This window comes from Faecalibacterium sp. I4-1-79 (assembly GCF_023347235.1).
Lineage (GTDB): Bacteria > Bacillota > Clostridia > Oscillospirales > Ruminococcaceae > Faecalibacterium > Faecalibacterium tardum.
In genome coordinates this window covers 3,056,436-3,069,713 of record NZ_CP094467.1, presented here as the reverse complement: position 1 = coordinate 3,069,713, position 13,278 = coordinate 3,056,436, and the positions used below count along the sequence as shown (strand labels likewise).

Here is a 13,278-nt window from a genome sequence, read left to right as displayed (position 1 = left end):
CGTATGGCTGAAACATCTCCGCACGCCAGGTGCCTTGCCTGCGCGTTTCCGTTCTGGGAGCAGCTGACCCCGGCAGAGCAGGAGCGGCTGTGCCGCTTTACCCGCCCGGTGCACTACGCCAAGGGCGCCCGGGTGCACAGCCCGCTGGAAAGCTGCGTGGGCATCCTTTTGCTGCGCAGCGGGCAGCTGCGCAGCTATCTGCTGTCCGAGGACGGCAGGGACGTGACACTGTACCGCCTGTTCGGCGGGGAGGTGTGCATCCTGTCCGCCTCCTGCGTGATGGACGCGGTGAACATCGACCTCTACATCGACGCGGAGGAGGATACCGAGGCGCTGTGCATCAGCGCGGGCATCTTCCGGCAGCTGATGCAGGAAAACGTCTATGTGCGCTGCTACGCCTACCAGATGACGGCAGAGCGCTTTTCCGATACCATGTGGACGATGCAGCAAATTTTGTTCATGAGCGCCGACCGGCGGCTGGCCATTTTTCTGACCGACGAGCTTGCCAAGACCGGCGGCGCGGACCTCCGCATGACCCACGACCAGATGGCAAAGTACATGGGCTCTGCCCGCGAGGTGGTGAGCCGGATGCTCAAATACTTTGCGCAGGAGGGCTGGGTGCGGCTGTACCGCGGCGGGGTGCAGGTGCTGGATAAGAAAAAGCTGCAAGCGCTGGCAAGGGGAGAATAAGAGATAAAAAACAACACCGGAGCGTCTGAAGATGCTCCGGTGTTGTTCTGCTTATGCTCAGGAGATCGCGTCCACGTCCCACTTCATGCGGACGGCGTCGGCACCGTCCAGCTTGATGTGCAGCGCACCGGCGTTGTCCAGTACCTGCTCCGGCTTGCGGGCACCGCACAGAACGTGCAGCCCCGGGATCATGCGGGCGGTCATGGCGATGACCAGCTGCGCCATGGTGCAGTCGTACTTCTCGGTCAGGTCGCCCCACTTTGCCAGCAGTTCCAGCGCCTGTGCCCGGCGGGTGGGCTGGAAGCAGGGGTTCGAGTTGCGGGTGCTGCCCTCCGGGTAGGTGGTGTCCATGGTCACCTTGCCGGTCAGAAGACCCTGCTCCAGCGGGGAGTAGGCCTGCACCGAGACGCCCAGCTCCTTGCAGGTGGGAAGCAGCTGCTTTTCAACGCGGCGGGTCAGCAGGCTGTATTTTTCCTGAATGACGTCCAGCTGGCCGTACTTGCAGTAGCCCCGGATAATGTCGGAGGTGACGTTGGAAGCACCGATGGCGCGGATCTTGCCCTGCTCCTTCAGCTTCATCATGGCTTCCATGGTCTCTTCCAGCGGATACACGCCAAAATCCGGGCTCTGCCAGTGGGTGTACAGCACGTCCAGATGGTCGGTGTGCAGACGGCGCAGGCTGTCCTCCACGTCCTCGATGATGCTCTTGGCGGAAAGGTCGCGGTACACCTGTACGCCGTCCACTACCTTGTGCAGGATGGGAGACTCGTGCCGCCACTCCAGGCCGCATTTGGTGGAAAGCACCACCTTGTCGCGGTCGATGTGCTTCATGGCCTCGCCCACCACTTCCTCGCTGTGGTACAGCCCGTAGATGGGTGCAGTGTCGATCCACTGGATGCCCTGCTCCACGGCAGTCTGGATGGCCTTTACGGACAGTGCATCGTCGTTATCGCCCCACCATGCACCGCCGCCGATGGCCCATGTACCCATGCCCAGAAACGGCACAGCGATGCCGCTTTTGCCAATGTTGATATTCTGCATATACTTTACCCTCCATGCCAGCAGTGTTCCCCGCAATGGGAACCCTCATTCCAATGTCTGGCATTCTATGTTGTATTTTTGGTTGCTATATAAAAAAGGCTGCGAAGCGCAGGTGCACTCCGCAGCGCTCTTTTATCAGATGTTGCCGAACTCGCTCAGTTGCAAGCTCTCGTTGTGAGTCTCCGCCCAGCGCACCGCCCAGTCGGAGGTGAACAGCAGCAGACGGTTGCCCTTCATGTCCTCCACAGCCTTGGTGTCGCTGGTCAGGTCCAGATCCCGCAGGTTGTAGGTGTCGGGGTCGTTCTGCACCCAGCGCAGCTGCTCAAAGGGCAGCTGCTGCATGCGGATCTCCACGTTGTATTCGGTGTTCAGGCGGTACTCCAGCACTTCCAGCTGCAATACGCCGACCACGCCGACCACCACTTCTTCCATGCCGCCGCCCACTTCGCGGAAGATCTGGATGGCGCCTTCCTGCGCGATCTGCTCCATACCCTTCACGAACTGCTTGCGCTTCATGGTGTCCTTCTGCTCAATGCGGGCAAAGTGCTCCGGGGAGAAGGTGGGGATGCCCGCGAACTGGACCTTCTTTTTGCCGGTGCACAGGGTGTCGCCGATGGAGAAGATGCCCGGGTCGAACAGGCCGATGATGTCGCCGGCGTAGGCCTCGTCCACGATGGCGCGGTCCTGCGCCATCAGCTGGGTGCCGGTGGCAAGCTTGATGTTCTTGCCCTCCTGCACATGGTAGGCTTCCATGCCGCGCTCGAACTTGCCGGAGCAGATGCGCATAAAGGCAATACGGTCGCGGTGGGCCTTGTTCATGTTGGCCTGAATTTTAAAGATGAAAGCGGAGAACTCGTCCCGGCAGGGGTCCACCGGCTCGCCGGTCAGGCTGTCCACGCGGGCCAGCGGGGCGGAGGTGAGCCGCAGGAAGTTTTCAAGGAAGGGCTCCACGCCGAAGTTGGTCAATGCAGAGCCGAAGAACACGGGGCTCAGCTCGCCGCGCAGCACCTTGTCCAGATCAAACTCCTCGGCAGCGCCGTCCAGCAGCTCGATCTCGTCCACCAGCTGCTGGTGCAGGTAGGGGGTCAGCAGCTCGTCCAGTGCGGGGTCGCCCAGCTCGGCCTCGGTCTCGCTGACCTTCTTCACGCCGTTGGCGCGGCCATCGCTGGAAAAAGCCAGCACCTTTCGTGCGTTGCGGTCGAACACGCCCTTGAACTCCTTGCCGCAGCCGATGGGCCAGTTCATGGGGTAGGTCTTGATGCCCAGAATTTCCTCGATGTTCTCCATCAGCTCAAAGGGGTCGCGGGCTTCGCGGTCCATCTTGTTGATGAAGGTAAAAATGGGGATATGGCGCAGGGTGCACACCTTGAACAGCTTGATGGTCTGCGCCTCAACGCCCTTTGCGGCGTCGATGACCATGACGGCAGAGTCTGCCGCCATCAGGGTGCGGTAGGTATCCTCCGAGAAGTCCTGATGGCCGGGGGTGTCCAGAATGTTCACGCACTTACCGGCGTAGTTGAACTGCAGCACCGAAGAGGTGACCGAGATACCACGCTGCTTTTCAATGTCCATCCAGTCGGACACGGCGTGCTTGGCGCTCTGCTTGCCCTTGACGGAGCCAGCCTGATTGATGGCTCCACCGTACAGCAGCAGCTTTTCGGTAAGGGTGGTCTTACCTGCGTCGGGGTGGCTGATGATGGCGAACGTCCTGCGGCGTTCGATCTCTTCACGATTTGTCATAGATCGTAGTTTCTCCTATAAAAATTGCCTATGCAAGGCAGAGAATAAATGGCAGACAGATGGTGTCTTACATGGGAACCTCCATCCTGCTTTCTGAGAAAACCCTCTCCGGCCTGATGTCAGCCGTGACTGAGAGGGTTCTTGCTTTTTACACATACGCACCCTATTCTATACGAAAACGCGTGATAATGCAAGTGTTTTCGTTATTTTTTCAGGATCAGGCAGGGCAGAGGGGCAGTTTCGGCCCAATTGGCAAAATCACACACCAGAACGGTGAAACTTTTCAGTGGAAGTGCCCGCAGAAAACGCAGCACCGCCTGTTTTTCGTCCGAGCCGATGACCGCCCCGCTGTACAGGATGGCGCTCACGATGCCGCCGGGGCGCACCGCCTGCAGCGCCGCCTGCAAGGCGGGGATGCTGCTCTGCGCGGTGGAGAATACCGCATGGTCCGCCCCCGGCAGCCAGCCAAAGTTGAACATGACTGCATCAGCAGTGCCGGGCTGCACATACTGTAATAAGTCGGCGTGGCTGCCGCAGATAAGGCTGTACCGCTCGGCGGGCACATTTGCCTGTTCCAGCCGGGTGCGGGTGGAGCGGATGGCTTCGGGCTGCACGTCAAAAGCCAGCACCCGCCCGGCGGGGGCGGTCAGATTGCACAGAAAGGCGGTGTCGCCGCCGTTGCCGCAGGTGGCGTCTACGCACAGCTGCGGGTGCACCAGCCGGGCGGCTAAAAAGTCCTGCACGAACTTTACCGCTGTTAAGTCCGGGGTGCGGCGGCGCACCAGCTGCCCGCCCTCGGCGGCAAAGCCGAATTTGCCCCAGAAGGCAAGCTCGGCGGCATTTTCCGGCAGCGGGGCGGTAAACACGGTGGCGGCTTCCCGGTCATAGCCGCCAAAGCTGCGCAATACTTCTTTTAACAGGTAGGAGCCGTAGCCCTTGCGCCGCCACCGGGGCAGGATGCACAGGGCGGTAAGCTGTGCGCCCTTGGGGGCGGGGGAGAGGGTGCACTCTCCGATGCAGTCCTTTTCTTTATACAGGGCAAACCCCTGTTCGGTGCGGCGCAGTTCCATAAAAAGCTCCTCCTTGACGGGCAAATGTTCTTCCCTTACAATAGCAAGCGGCGGCGCGGCTGTCAAGGGCAGAAAAACAGGACCGCATTTCACATATTCTTCACGGCGCAAGCGATTGATTTTCACATTTGACAGTTACAATAGGGACAGTTCAAAGGAACAGATGTCCCTGCGGACCGGCCTTTGAGGGAAGGATGTAGTAACATGGAAAACGAGAACAAGTGGGAATACGATTATTCCGCTTCCAATAACGAGACCGGCTACCCCAACGTGGGCAGCAGCGGCATGAACACGGCAAACCAGTACAACGAGCCGGAAGCGCAGCCTGCGCGCCCGGCCGATACCGCCCCGGCAGACGGCGGCAGCGTGCCGCCCACCCCGCCGGAGCAGCCGCAGCACAGCGCCCCGGCGCAGCCGGAAAAGCCCCGCCGCAAGAAGAAGTTCAATGGCAAAAAGCTGGCACGCAGCGCCGTGGCGCTGGTGCTGGCAGCAGCCATGGGCTTTGCGGGCGGCTTTGTGGGTGCCAAATACGGCGGCGGCAGCAAGGTGGTCATCCAGCAGGTGGAGCGTCCGGCCAGCTCTGACAGCAGCACCGACAGCACCGGCAATTCCATCAGCGCCACCAGCGGCACCGGCCTGAGCACCGCACAGGTGGCTGAGATGGTCAGCCCCAGCGTGGTGGTCATCACCACCGAGCAGGTGGTCTACTCCCAGTGGTCGTGGTACGGCCAGAGTCAGGTGGAGAGCGGCGCCGGCAGCGGCGTCATCATCAGCTCGGACGGCTATATCCTCACCTGCGCCCATGTGGTGAGCGGTGCATCCAACATCACCGTGAGCATCGGCGACAAGGATTACCCCGCTACGCTGGTGGGCGAGGATACCACCAGTGATATCGCCGTGGTGAAGGTCGATGCTACCGGCCTGACCCCTGCCACCGTGGGCAACAGCGACAACCTGAAGGTGGGCGAAAGCGTCATGGCCGTGGGCAACCCGCTGGGTGAGCTGGGCGGCACCGTGACCAGCGGCATCGTCAGCGCCCTGAACCGCAGCGTCAGCATTCAGGGTTCCAGCTCTGTCAACACCATGTCCCTGATCCAGATGGATGCCTCCGTCAGCCCCGGCAACTCCGGCGGCGGCCTGTTCAACATGAACGGCGAGCTGGTGGGCATCGTCAATGCAAAGTCCTCCGACAGCGATGCCGAGGGTCTGGGCTTTGCCATCCCGGTGAATGACGCCGTCAAGGTGGCGCAGGAGCTGCTGGAAAACGGCTATGTGACCGGGCGTCCCTATCTGGGCATCAGCTACTATGCCGTGACCGACGCCCAGACCGCCGCCCAGCTGGGCGTGAACGCCTACGGTGTCTACATCGTGGAAGTGGTCAAGGGCGGCCCCGCCGACAAGGCGGGCTTGCAGGCCGGTGACCGCATCGTGAGCGTAGACGGCAGCGAGGTGGCCACCCAGAGCGACCTTGGCACCCTGATGCAGGACCACAAGGCCGGTGACACCATCGAGATCACCGTCGCGCGCGGCGGCCAGATGCAGACCGTTAACGTCACCCTTGGCGAAAAGGGCGCAGAGAATAACTGAAAATAGTAAAAAGGCTGTTGCACGGAATGTGCAGCAGCCTTTTTTGTTGTGGGGATACCCTCGGGAAGCGGTTTCGCCCTCTCCGTCTGCTCACTACGTTCGCAGCCACACTCCCCCTTTTGTCGCTGCGCGACATCTTCCCCCGGAGCGGGGGAAGTCTTTCCTCAAAGGGAGAGGCAAGAGCACTGCCGGAAGCTTTCTCGTGGCACCTCATGCTTTAGTGATGAACTTTACGGCTTGGCTCCCCCTTCGGGGGAGCTGGCGCGGGAGCGCCTGAGAGGGCTCTTTATTTATACCGCACCAAAAATAGTTGCGCTATACGGCGCAAGGGGGGCATTGCCGGTAAAAATGCGGCTTTGGCCGCGCCACAGGCTGGAAGAGGTGCCGTCGCTCAGCAGTTTCCACTGCCCGCCGGGCAGGGAAACGGTGCAGGCGGTTTCGGTGGGGTTATAAAAGACGCACAAAGCGCTCCATGCCGCGCCGTCTCCCCAGACGGCGGGCAGCGTCCAGCCCACCAGCGGCTGTTCCAGCGCAAAGAACTGCAAAGCCTCCGGGGCGTGACGGTCGGTGCTGCCCAGCCGGGGAAAGGCTGCCCGCAGCGCCAGAAGCCCCCGGTAGTAGTCCACGAGGGCGTGGTACTGCTCAGCACGGTTCCAGTCCAGACGGTTCAGGGCGGGGGAGGAGCGGTAGCTGTTGCTCACACCCTTTTTGGTGCGGGCGAACTCCTCGCCTGCCTGCATGAAGGGCAGGCCGAAGCTGGTCAGGTAGATGCCCGCCGCCAGCCGGTTCTGTGCCAGCGCCACGGTGTCCCGGGCGGTGAACTCCGGCTTTTCGTACCGGACGCAGAGCAGCTTGTCCCACAGGGTAAAGTTGTCGTGGGCGGAAACATAGCTCACGATCTGGCTGGGCGCGTGGGGCGGCAGACGGTCGCTGCGGCACCATGCCGCCACCGCTGCGCCGATATCCCAGAAGCTGCCGGGCTTGCCCTCCACATAGCCCGGCTCCCGGGCATCGAAGCAGCCGCCCTTGATGGCGTCCCGGGTGTCATCGCAGAAGATGCCCACCCGCTCGTTGAGCATGGCAAGGTTGGCCTTGTTGGCCTCGTACCGGTGCAGCTGGCTGGCACCGCCCTGCCACGGCTCGCCGTACAGCAGGATGTCCCGCCCGCCGGGCAAGGCATCCAGTGCGGCGCGCACCGCGTTGATGCTCTCGGCATCGTACAAGCCCATCAGGTCGAAGCGGAAGCCGTCGATGTGGTACTCCTTTGCCCAGTAGAGGATGGAGTCGATGAGGTAGCGCCGCGCCATGGGGCGCTCGCTGGCAAACTCGTTGCCGCAGCCGCTGCCGTTGGAAAAGCTGCCGTCCGGGTTTTGCCGGAAAAAGTAATAGGGCACAGTGCTGTTGAAGGGGTTCTCGGTGCGGTAGGTGTGGTTATACACCACGTCCATCACCACCCCGATGCCCGCCGCGTGGAGGGCGGCGATCATCTCCCGGCACTCCCGGATGCGCACCTCGCCCCGGGTGGGGTCGGTGGAGTAGCTGCCCTCCGGCACGTTGAAGTTGGTGGGGTCATAGCCCCAGTTATACTGCCGCAGCAAGGGTTTTGCTTCGTCCACGCTGCCAAAATCAAAAATGGGCATCAGCTGGACATATTTTACCCCCAACCGCTTGAGGTAGTTCAGGCAGGTGGGGTGGATGCCGTCGCCGTGCAGAGTGGTGCCCTGCTGGGTAAAGGCCATATATTTGCCCCGCCATGCCGGGCGCACCCCGCTGGCGGCATCCTGCGAGAAGTCCCGCACGCTCACCTCCCACACGGTGCGCTGTGCCGGGGGGATAGTGGGGCGCACATCCCGCTCCCACCCGGAGGGCGCGGTGCGGGCAAGGTCCACGATCATGCTGCGGACACCGTTCACTCCCGCCGCCCGGGCGTAGGGGTCGCCGGTCTCGCGGGTGACGCCGTCCACGGTGACGGCAAAGGTGTAGTAGTGGCCGTGCTGCTCCCCGGGCAGCCAGACGCTCCACACCCCCTGCGCCCCGCGCACAAGGGGCTTTGTGCCCAGCACGGCGCCGCCGTCTCCCTTGTGGTATAAGGTCACGGTGACCGCTTCGGCGGTGGGTGCCCACAGCCGCAGACAGGTGCCGCCGGGGGTGTAATCCGGCCCAAGGGGGCCGGTATAGTAGTTTTCGCGGTGGAAGGGTACGTTTTCAAACAGTGTTTTCCACTGGGCAGGCGTTTTTGCAGCCATGGTCAGCTTCATTCCTTCTTATAAGATTCGTTATATTCAGTGTATCGGACAACAGGCTTTTTTTCAAGAGGGAATCGATGTTTACCATGGAAATCAATTTTCCTAATAAAGGCTTCCCCCGCCGCGCGGCTGTTTCCGCAGGAAACCAGCGCGGCAGATGCCGTTTGCCGTCACGACCCCTTTCCATGAAAATGGGGTTCAGAAACGCCCGCAGGCGTTTCTGAACCCCGAAATATAAAATATTCTTTCCGCTGAAAATGCCCAGAGCAATGCGGAGGGCATTCAAAATCGTCTCACTCCAGATACATCCGCCGCAGCCGCATCAGGCGGGCGGGGGTCAGGCCGTATTCGGCTTCCAGATAACTCTCAGCGCTGCCGTAGTCCTGCCGGATGGTGCGCAGCACAAAGGGCGCAGTCTCCGGGTCTACCCCGGCGGAGGACTGCCAGCGCAGCTTTTGCGCCGGGTCGGCGGCGATCTCCGCCGCATGGTCAGCCATGGCCTTTTCGATCTCGGCGGCGCGGCAGAGGTTGGTGCGGGCGTAATCCGCGCAGATGGTCTCGTCCGAAGCGCCCAGCGCCAGCAGGATCAGCATGGCAGCGACACCGGTGCGGTCCTTGCCCGCCGTGCAGTGGAACAGGATGGGCGTCTCGCCGGCTTCCAGCGCCCGGAACAGCTCCTTGAAGGCCTTGTTGCCGGTGAGCATCTGCCGGTATATCAGCTGGGAGAGGTTCGTCCCGGCAGGGGCGCTCTGCACCAGCCGCTGGATGTCGTTGGGCGAAAAATCGATCTCCTGCCCGGTGGCATCCTGCAGGCCGCAGATCTGCACCAGCCGTGCGCCGTCCGGCACATAGTCCGGCAGCTTGGCGGCTTCTGCGCCGCTGCGCAGGTCAAGGATGAGCCGCAGCCCCAGCCCGTCCAGCCGGGCGCGGTCGGCTTCGGTGGTCAGCCGCCCGGTGGGGAAACCCCGGTAGATCTGCCCCCACTTTACGGTCTTGCCCTCGTCGGCGCGGTAACCGCCCAGCTCCCGGAAGTTGTTGCCGCCCGCAAAGGGCAGCTGGGTGCCCGGGGCGGGATGCTCCGGGGCAGCCTTTGCGGCGGCGCTGGAAAGCACCGGCGCGGTGTAGAAGGGCTTTGCGGGCCGACCCCGGCGGGGCGGCAGGCTGGCGGTGCTGCCCAGAACCTCCAGCAGGTAACTGCGCAGCAGGTCGATGTAGGCAGAGCTGGTGTCCCGCCGCTGCACCAGCGACACGCACAGCGGGGGCATATCTTCCAGCAGCACGTCCCGCACCCGGTCCAGCTCCCGGCGCGCGCCGGGCTCGTAGCGGGTCAGGCAGGTGCACAGCTGCTCCTGCACCAGATAGTAGGCCTGATAAAAGCTGGGGCCGATCTCGGCATTGGGGGCAAAGCCCGCCCGGGCACAGGCCGCCCACAGCGGACTGAACAGATCCTGCCGCAGGCTGGGCAGCAGCACCCGCTGCCCGCGCAGCTCTGCCAGCGGGATGCGCTCCTTTTCCCAGAAGGGGTGTCCCCGGGGCACCAGCAGGCAGGCGGGGTCTGCCCGCAGGGTGGTGCGCGCCAGCACCGGCGCGGCGCAGCCAAGGTCGATGACCAGACCCGCGTCCAGCTCGCCCTGCTCCACCCCATCGGCCACGGCGTCGTTGTCCAGCAGACGGAACCGCATCTCCACATGGGGGTACTGCTGCCGGAACTTGTCCAGCTGGGTCTCCAGCCCGGGCAGATAGTCCGGTACCAGCGCCACGCTGATGCCGATGCGCACCGGCTGGGCAGACTGGATCTCTGCCCGCAGCGCGGCCTGCATCTGCTGGAACTGCTCCACCACCGGGGCGGCGTGGCGCTGCAGGCTCATGCCCCGGTCGGTGAGCGCCAGTTTGTGGTGGGCGCTGATGAACAGCGGCCCGCACATCTCGGCTTCCAGCGCAGAGATGCTCTGGCGCAGCGCCTGCCGCGACAGGAACAGCCGCTGTGCGGCGCGGGTATAATTCATTTCTTCGCACAGGGTCAAAAAGTAGTGCAGCTGGCGGATATCCATGGTCTCCTCCCGGGAAAATTTGTTCTGGACAAAGAATACCGCTTTTTCGGCGGAATGTAAAGAGAGGACAGCAAAAAGCCGCTGCACGGCGGCAGCCGTGCAGCGGCTCAGAAACTTGGAGGATCAGATCAGGCTCAGAGCCTCTTCATCGCCCACCAGAATGAAGTCCGGGTGCAGCTGCAGAATGCTTGCGGGCACCTCGGGGGTGACGGGGCCGAAGAAGGCCTTTTTGACGATCTCGGCCTTGCCTGCGCCGTTGACCACCATCAGCACCTTGCGTGCCTGCATGATGGTGCGGATGCCCATGGTGTAAGCCTGCTTGGGCACCAGATCCACGTTGCCGTCAAAGAAGCGCTTGTTGGCTTCGATGGTCTCCTGGGCCAGATCTACGCAGTGGGTGCCCAGATCAAAGGCATCGTGGGGCTCGTTGAAGCCGATGTGACCGTCATGACCGATGCCCAGCAGCTGCAGATCCACGCCGCCCACGCTGCGGATGACCTCGTCGTAGCGCTTGCACTCGGCTTCGGCGTCCATGTTGGTGCCGTCCGGCAGGTTGATGTGGGCGGGGTCGATGTTCACATGGTCGAACAGGTTGCGGTGCATAAAGCTCCAGTAGCTTTCCGGGTGATCCTTGGGCAGGCCGCGGTACTCGTCCAGATTGACGGAAGTGACCTCAGAAAAATCCAGATCCCCCTCGTTGTAGCGCTCCACCAGCTTCTCATAGATGCCAACGGGGGTGCCGCCGGTAGCCAGACCCAGCACGCAGTCGGGCTTCATGATGACCTGCGCAGAAATGATGTTTGCTGCCTTGCGGGACATATCAGCGTAGTCCTTTGTACGAATGATCTTCACGATAAACGACCTCTCTTCTTCATTTACTCTTTGTGGGCGGTGCACAGCGGCACACACCCGCATCTGGTTCAAGTTTATCACATTTGCCAACAGAAAGCCACAAAACGGCACAATTTTTCCGGTTTTCCGTTTCTTTTGGAAAAAGTGCCTTAAAAACCGGCTGAAGTATCGTTTATTTGCACAAAGGGTGCGCGCAGGGGGTCAGTCCGCAAAGCCGGCCTTTTGCAGGGCGGTGAGCAGCAGCGGGATGAGCACCAGCTGCGCTGTGATGCCCGGCACGGCGGTAAACAGCGCCCCGGACAGGAACGCACGGAAGGGGAAGCTGCCGCCGGTCAGCCCGGCCAGCACAAAGCGCACGATACCCCAGACGATGCGCCCGGACACCATAGCGGTCAGCAGCACGGCGTAGAGCGCGGGCAGGCTGTGCTTTACCCTGCGCCACAGCAGCCCGGACACCAGCCCGTAGGTGGCCAGCTCAAAGGCCATGGAGATGGCCACCGGGAACATGGGCGGCATCCCGAACAGCACCGAGCGCAGCAGCGGGGCGGCAAAGCCCACAGCCAGCCCCCACGGGCCGCCCAGCACAAAGCCGCACAGCAGCACCGGGAAGTGCATCGGGCAGAGCATATTGCCCACCTTGGGTACCTGTCCGGTGAGCAGGGGCAGCACAAAGGCCAGCGCTAAAAACAGGGCAGCCAGCACCAGCTGCCGCACAGTCTGAGTGTTTTTGGTTTTCATAAGGGTTCCTCCATTTTCAGCCGCAATATAAAAAGGAGCCTGCCCCGGCATTCCATGCCAAAGGCAGACCCCTTCGTGGCGTCTGTTTCAAAAAAATATTGCTTGCTGGGATAAGCGGCAGGCTGCTGCCCGCCCGTGTCCGGCTTCCTGCCGGAACGATGGTCAAAAGTATAACAAACCATTTTGCCCCTGTCAAGCGGGGCAGAACGTCTGCAAAATAGACAAAAATCGGTCTGTTCGCAAAAAAATTTCCCCGGGGCTGTACATTTTGCTGGAAGAAGCTTGACCTTTTTGCGCAGAATGGATAATATAAAATTGAAAAAAAGCGCGCTGCGGCAATCTTGACGCCGGGGCGCTGACGAGAGGCTTTTTTGAGCGCATGAATTCTGAGGTTCATACGGGAGGACCATCATGACAAATGCTGAAAAACTTACCCTGAAAAAGCACGCCTGCCACATCCGCATGGGCGTGATCGAAGGGACCCACAGTGCAGGCTGTGGTCATCCGGGCGGCAGTCTGAGCATCGCAGACGTGCTGTCTTATCTGTACTTTAAGGAACTGAACGTAGACCCTGCCCAGCCTAAGATGGCGAACCGCGACCGTCTGGTGCTGTCCAAGGGTCATGCCGCCCCGGCGCTGTACGCCGCGCTGGCAGAGCGGGGCTTCTTCCCGGTGGAAGAGCTCAAGACCCTGCGCAAGATCGGCAGCCGCCTGCAGGGCCACCCCAACATGAACAGCGTGCCCGGTGTGGATATGTCCACCGGCAGTCTGGGTCAGGGCATCTCTGCCGCCTGCGGCATGGCGCTGGGCGCAAAGCACGCCGGCTCTGCCGTGAACGTTTACGCCATTCTGGGCGACGGCGAGGTGGAAGAGGGCGAATGCTGGGAGGCCTTTATGTTTGCCGCCCACTACGGCCTTTCTAACCTGTGCGTGATGCTGGACCGCAACCATCTGCAGATCGACGGCACCACCGAGACCGTGATGAACAGCGCCCCGCTGGAAGATAAGCTGCGCGCCTTCAACTTCAACGTGGTCACCATCAACGGCCACGACTTTGACCAGATCGAGAGCGCCGTGCAGGCTTTCCACGCCGAGACCGAAAAGCCCACCTGCATCATTCTGGATACGGTCAAGGGCACCGGCGTTTCCTATATGACCAATTCCGTTGCATGGCACGGCAAGGGCCCCAACGACGAAGAGTATCAGGTGGCCATGAACGAGCTGAACGCCGCCTATGCCGCGCTGGAACAGGAGGAGAACTGA

At 61.9% G+C, this 13,278-nt stretch carries 12 protein-coding genes; 3 read left to right on the top strand and 9 right to left on the bottom strand.

From position 1 onward, the window contains the following. Positions 1 to 3: 3 nt before the first annotated feature. Positions 4 to 690 carry a Crp/Fnr family transcriptional regulator gene (locus MTP36_RS15150; protein ID WP_249252080.1) on the top strand — a complete coding sequence of 229 codons (687 nt, stop codon included), beginning with the start codon at positions 4 to 6 and terminating at the stop codon, positions 688 to 690. A gap of 57 nt (positions 691 to 747) precedes the next feature. On the opposite strand, the gene MTP36_RS15145 is transcribed toward MTP36_RS15150, so the two are convergent. The 3 genes from MTP36_RS15145 to MTP36_RS15135 form a co-directional block, all read right to left on the bottom strand. Then, the gene (locus MTP36_RS15145; RefSeq protein ID WP_249252070.1) at positions 748 to 1,731 is read right to left on the bottom strand and encodes an aldo/keto reductase; all 984 of its coding nucleotides are present in this window, start codon (positions 1,729 to 1,731) and stop codon (positions 748 to 750) included. A gap of 135 nt (positions 1,732 to 1,866) precedes the next feature. After that, on the bottom strand, positions 1,867 to 3,471 hold the full coding sequence (locus MTP36_RS15140; protein ID WP_006735394.1) for a peptide chain release factor 3: 1,605 nt from the start codon (positions 3,469 to 3,471) through the stop codon (positions 1,867 to 1,869). A 203-nt stretch (positions 3,472 to 3,674) separates the two neighbouring features. Further along, the gene (locus MTP36_RS15135) at positions 3,675 to 4,634 is read right to left on the bottom strand and encodes a bifunctional GNAT family N-acetyltransferase/class I SAM-dependent methyltransferase (RefSeq protein WP_330220867.1); all 960 of its coding nucleotides are present in this window, start codon (positions 4,632 to 4,634) and stop codon (positions 3,675 to 3,677) included. Positions 4,635 to 4,745: 111 nt separating this feature from the next. Between MTP36_RS15135 and MTP36_RS15130 the strand changes: the two genes are divergently transcribed. Beyond that, the gene (locus MTP36_RS15130; RefSeq protein WP_249252061.1) at positions 4,746 to 6,128 is read left to right on the top strand and encodes a S1C family serine protease; all 1,383 of its coding nucleotides are present in this window, start codon (positions 4,746 to 4,748) and stop codon (positions 6,126 to 6,128) included. A 290-nt stretch (positions 6,129 to 6,418) separates the two neighbouring features. On the opposite strand, the gene pulA is transcribed toward MTP36_RS15130, so the two are convergent. From pulA to MTP36_RS15100, 6 genes are all read right to left on the bottom strand, one after another. Next, entirely contained in the window at positions 6,419 to 8,386 is a 1,968-nt protein-coding gene (gene pulA / locus MTP36_RS15125) for a type I pullulanase (RefSeq protein ID WP_249252059.1), read from the bottom strand. Then, entirely contained in the window at positions 8,334 to 8,660 is a 327-nt protein-coding gene (locus tag MTP36_RS15120) for a hypothetical protein (protein ID WP_249252051.1), read from the bottom strand. The genes pulA and MTP36_RS15120 overlap by 53 nt, the downstream gene beginning before the upstream one ends. A 7-nt stretch (positions 8,661 to 8,667) precedes the next feature. Further along, entirely contained in the window at positions 8,668 to 10,425 is a 1,758-nt protein-coding gene (locus tag MTP36_RS15115; protein WP_249252049.1) for a tyrosine-protein phosphatase, read from the bottom strand. A 123-nt stretch (positions 10,426 to 10,548) separates the two neighbouring features. Then, a complete protein-coding gene (gene nagB, locus MTP36_RS15110) occupies positions 10,549 to 11,277 on the bottom strand; it encodes a glucosamine-6-phosphate deaminase (RefSeq protein WP_249252047.1) in 729 nt (242 codons plus the stop codon). A 201-nt stretch (positions 11,278 to 11,478) separates the two neighbouring features. Beyond that, the gene (locus MTP36_RS15105) at positions 11,479 to 12,015 is read right to left on the bottom strand and encodes an ECF transporter S component (protein WP_249252039.1); all 537 of its coding nucleotides are present in this window, start codon (positions 12,013 to 12,015) and stop codon (positions 11,479 to 11,481) included. A 16-nt stretch (positions 12,016 to 12,031) separates the two neighbouring features. After that, positions 12,032 to 12,412, bottom strand: a complete 381-nt coding sequence (locus MTP36_RS15100) for a hypothetical protein (protein WP_249252037.1) — start codon at positions 12,410 to 12,412, stop codon at positions 12,032 to 12,034. Between the two features lie 14 nt (positions 12,413 to 12,426). Between MTP36_RS15100 and MTP36_RS15095 the strand changes: the two genes are divergently transcribed. Beyond that, complete coding sequence (locus tag MTP36_RS15095) at positions 12,427 to 13,278, top strand: transketolase (protein ID WP_113991759.1); 852 nt, start codon at positions 12,427 to 12,429, stop codon at positions 13,276 to 13,278.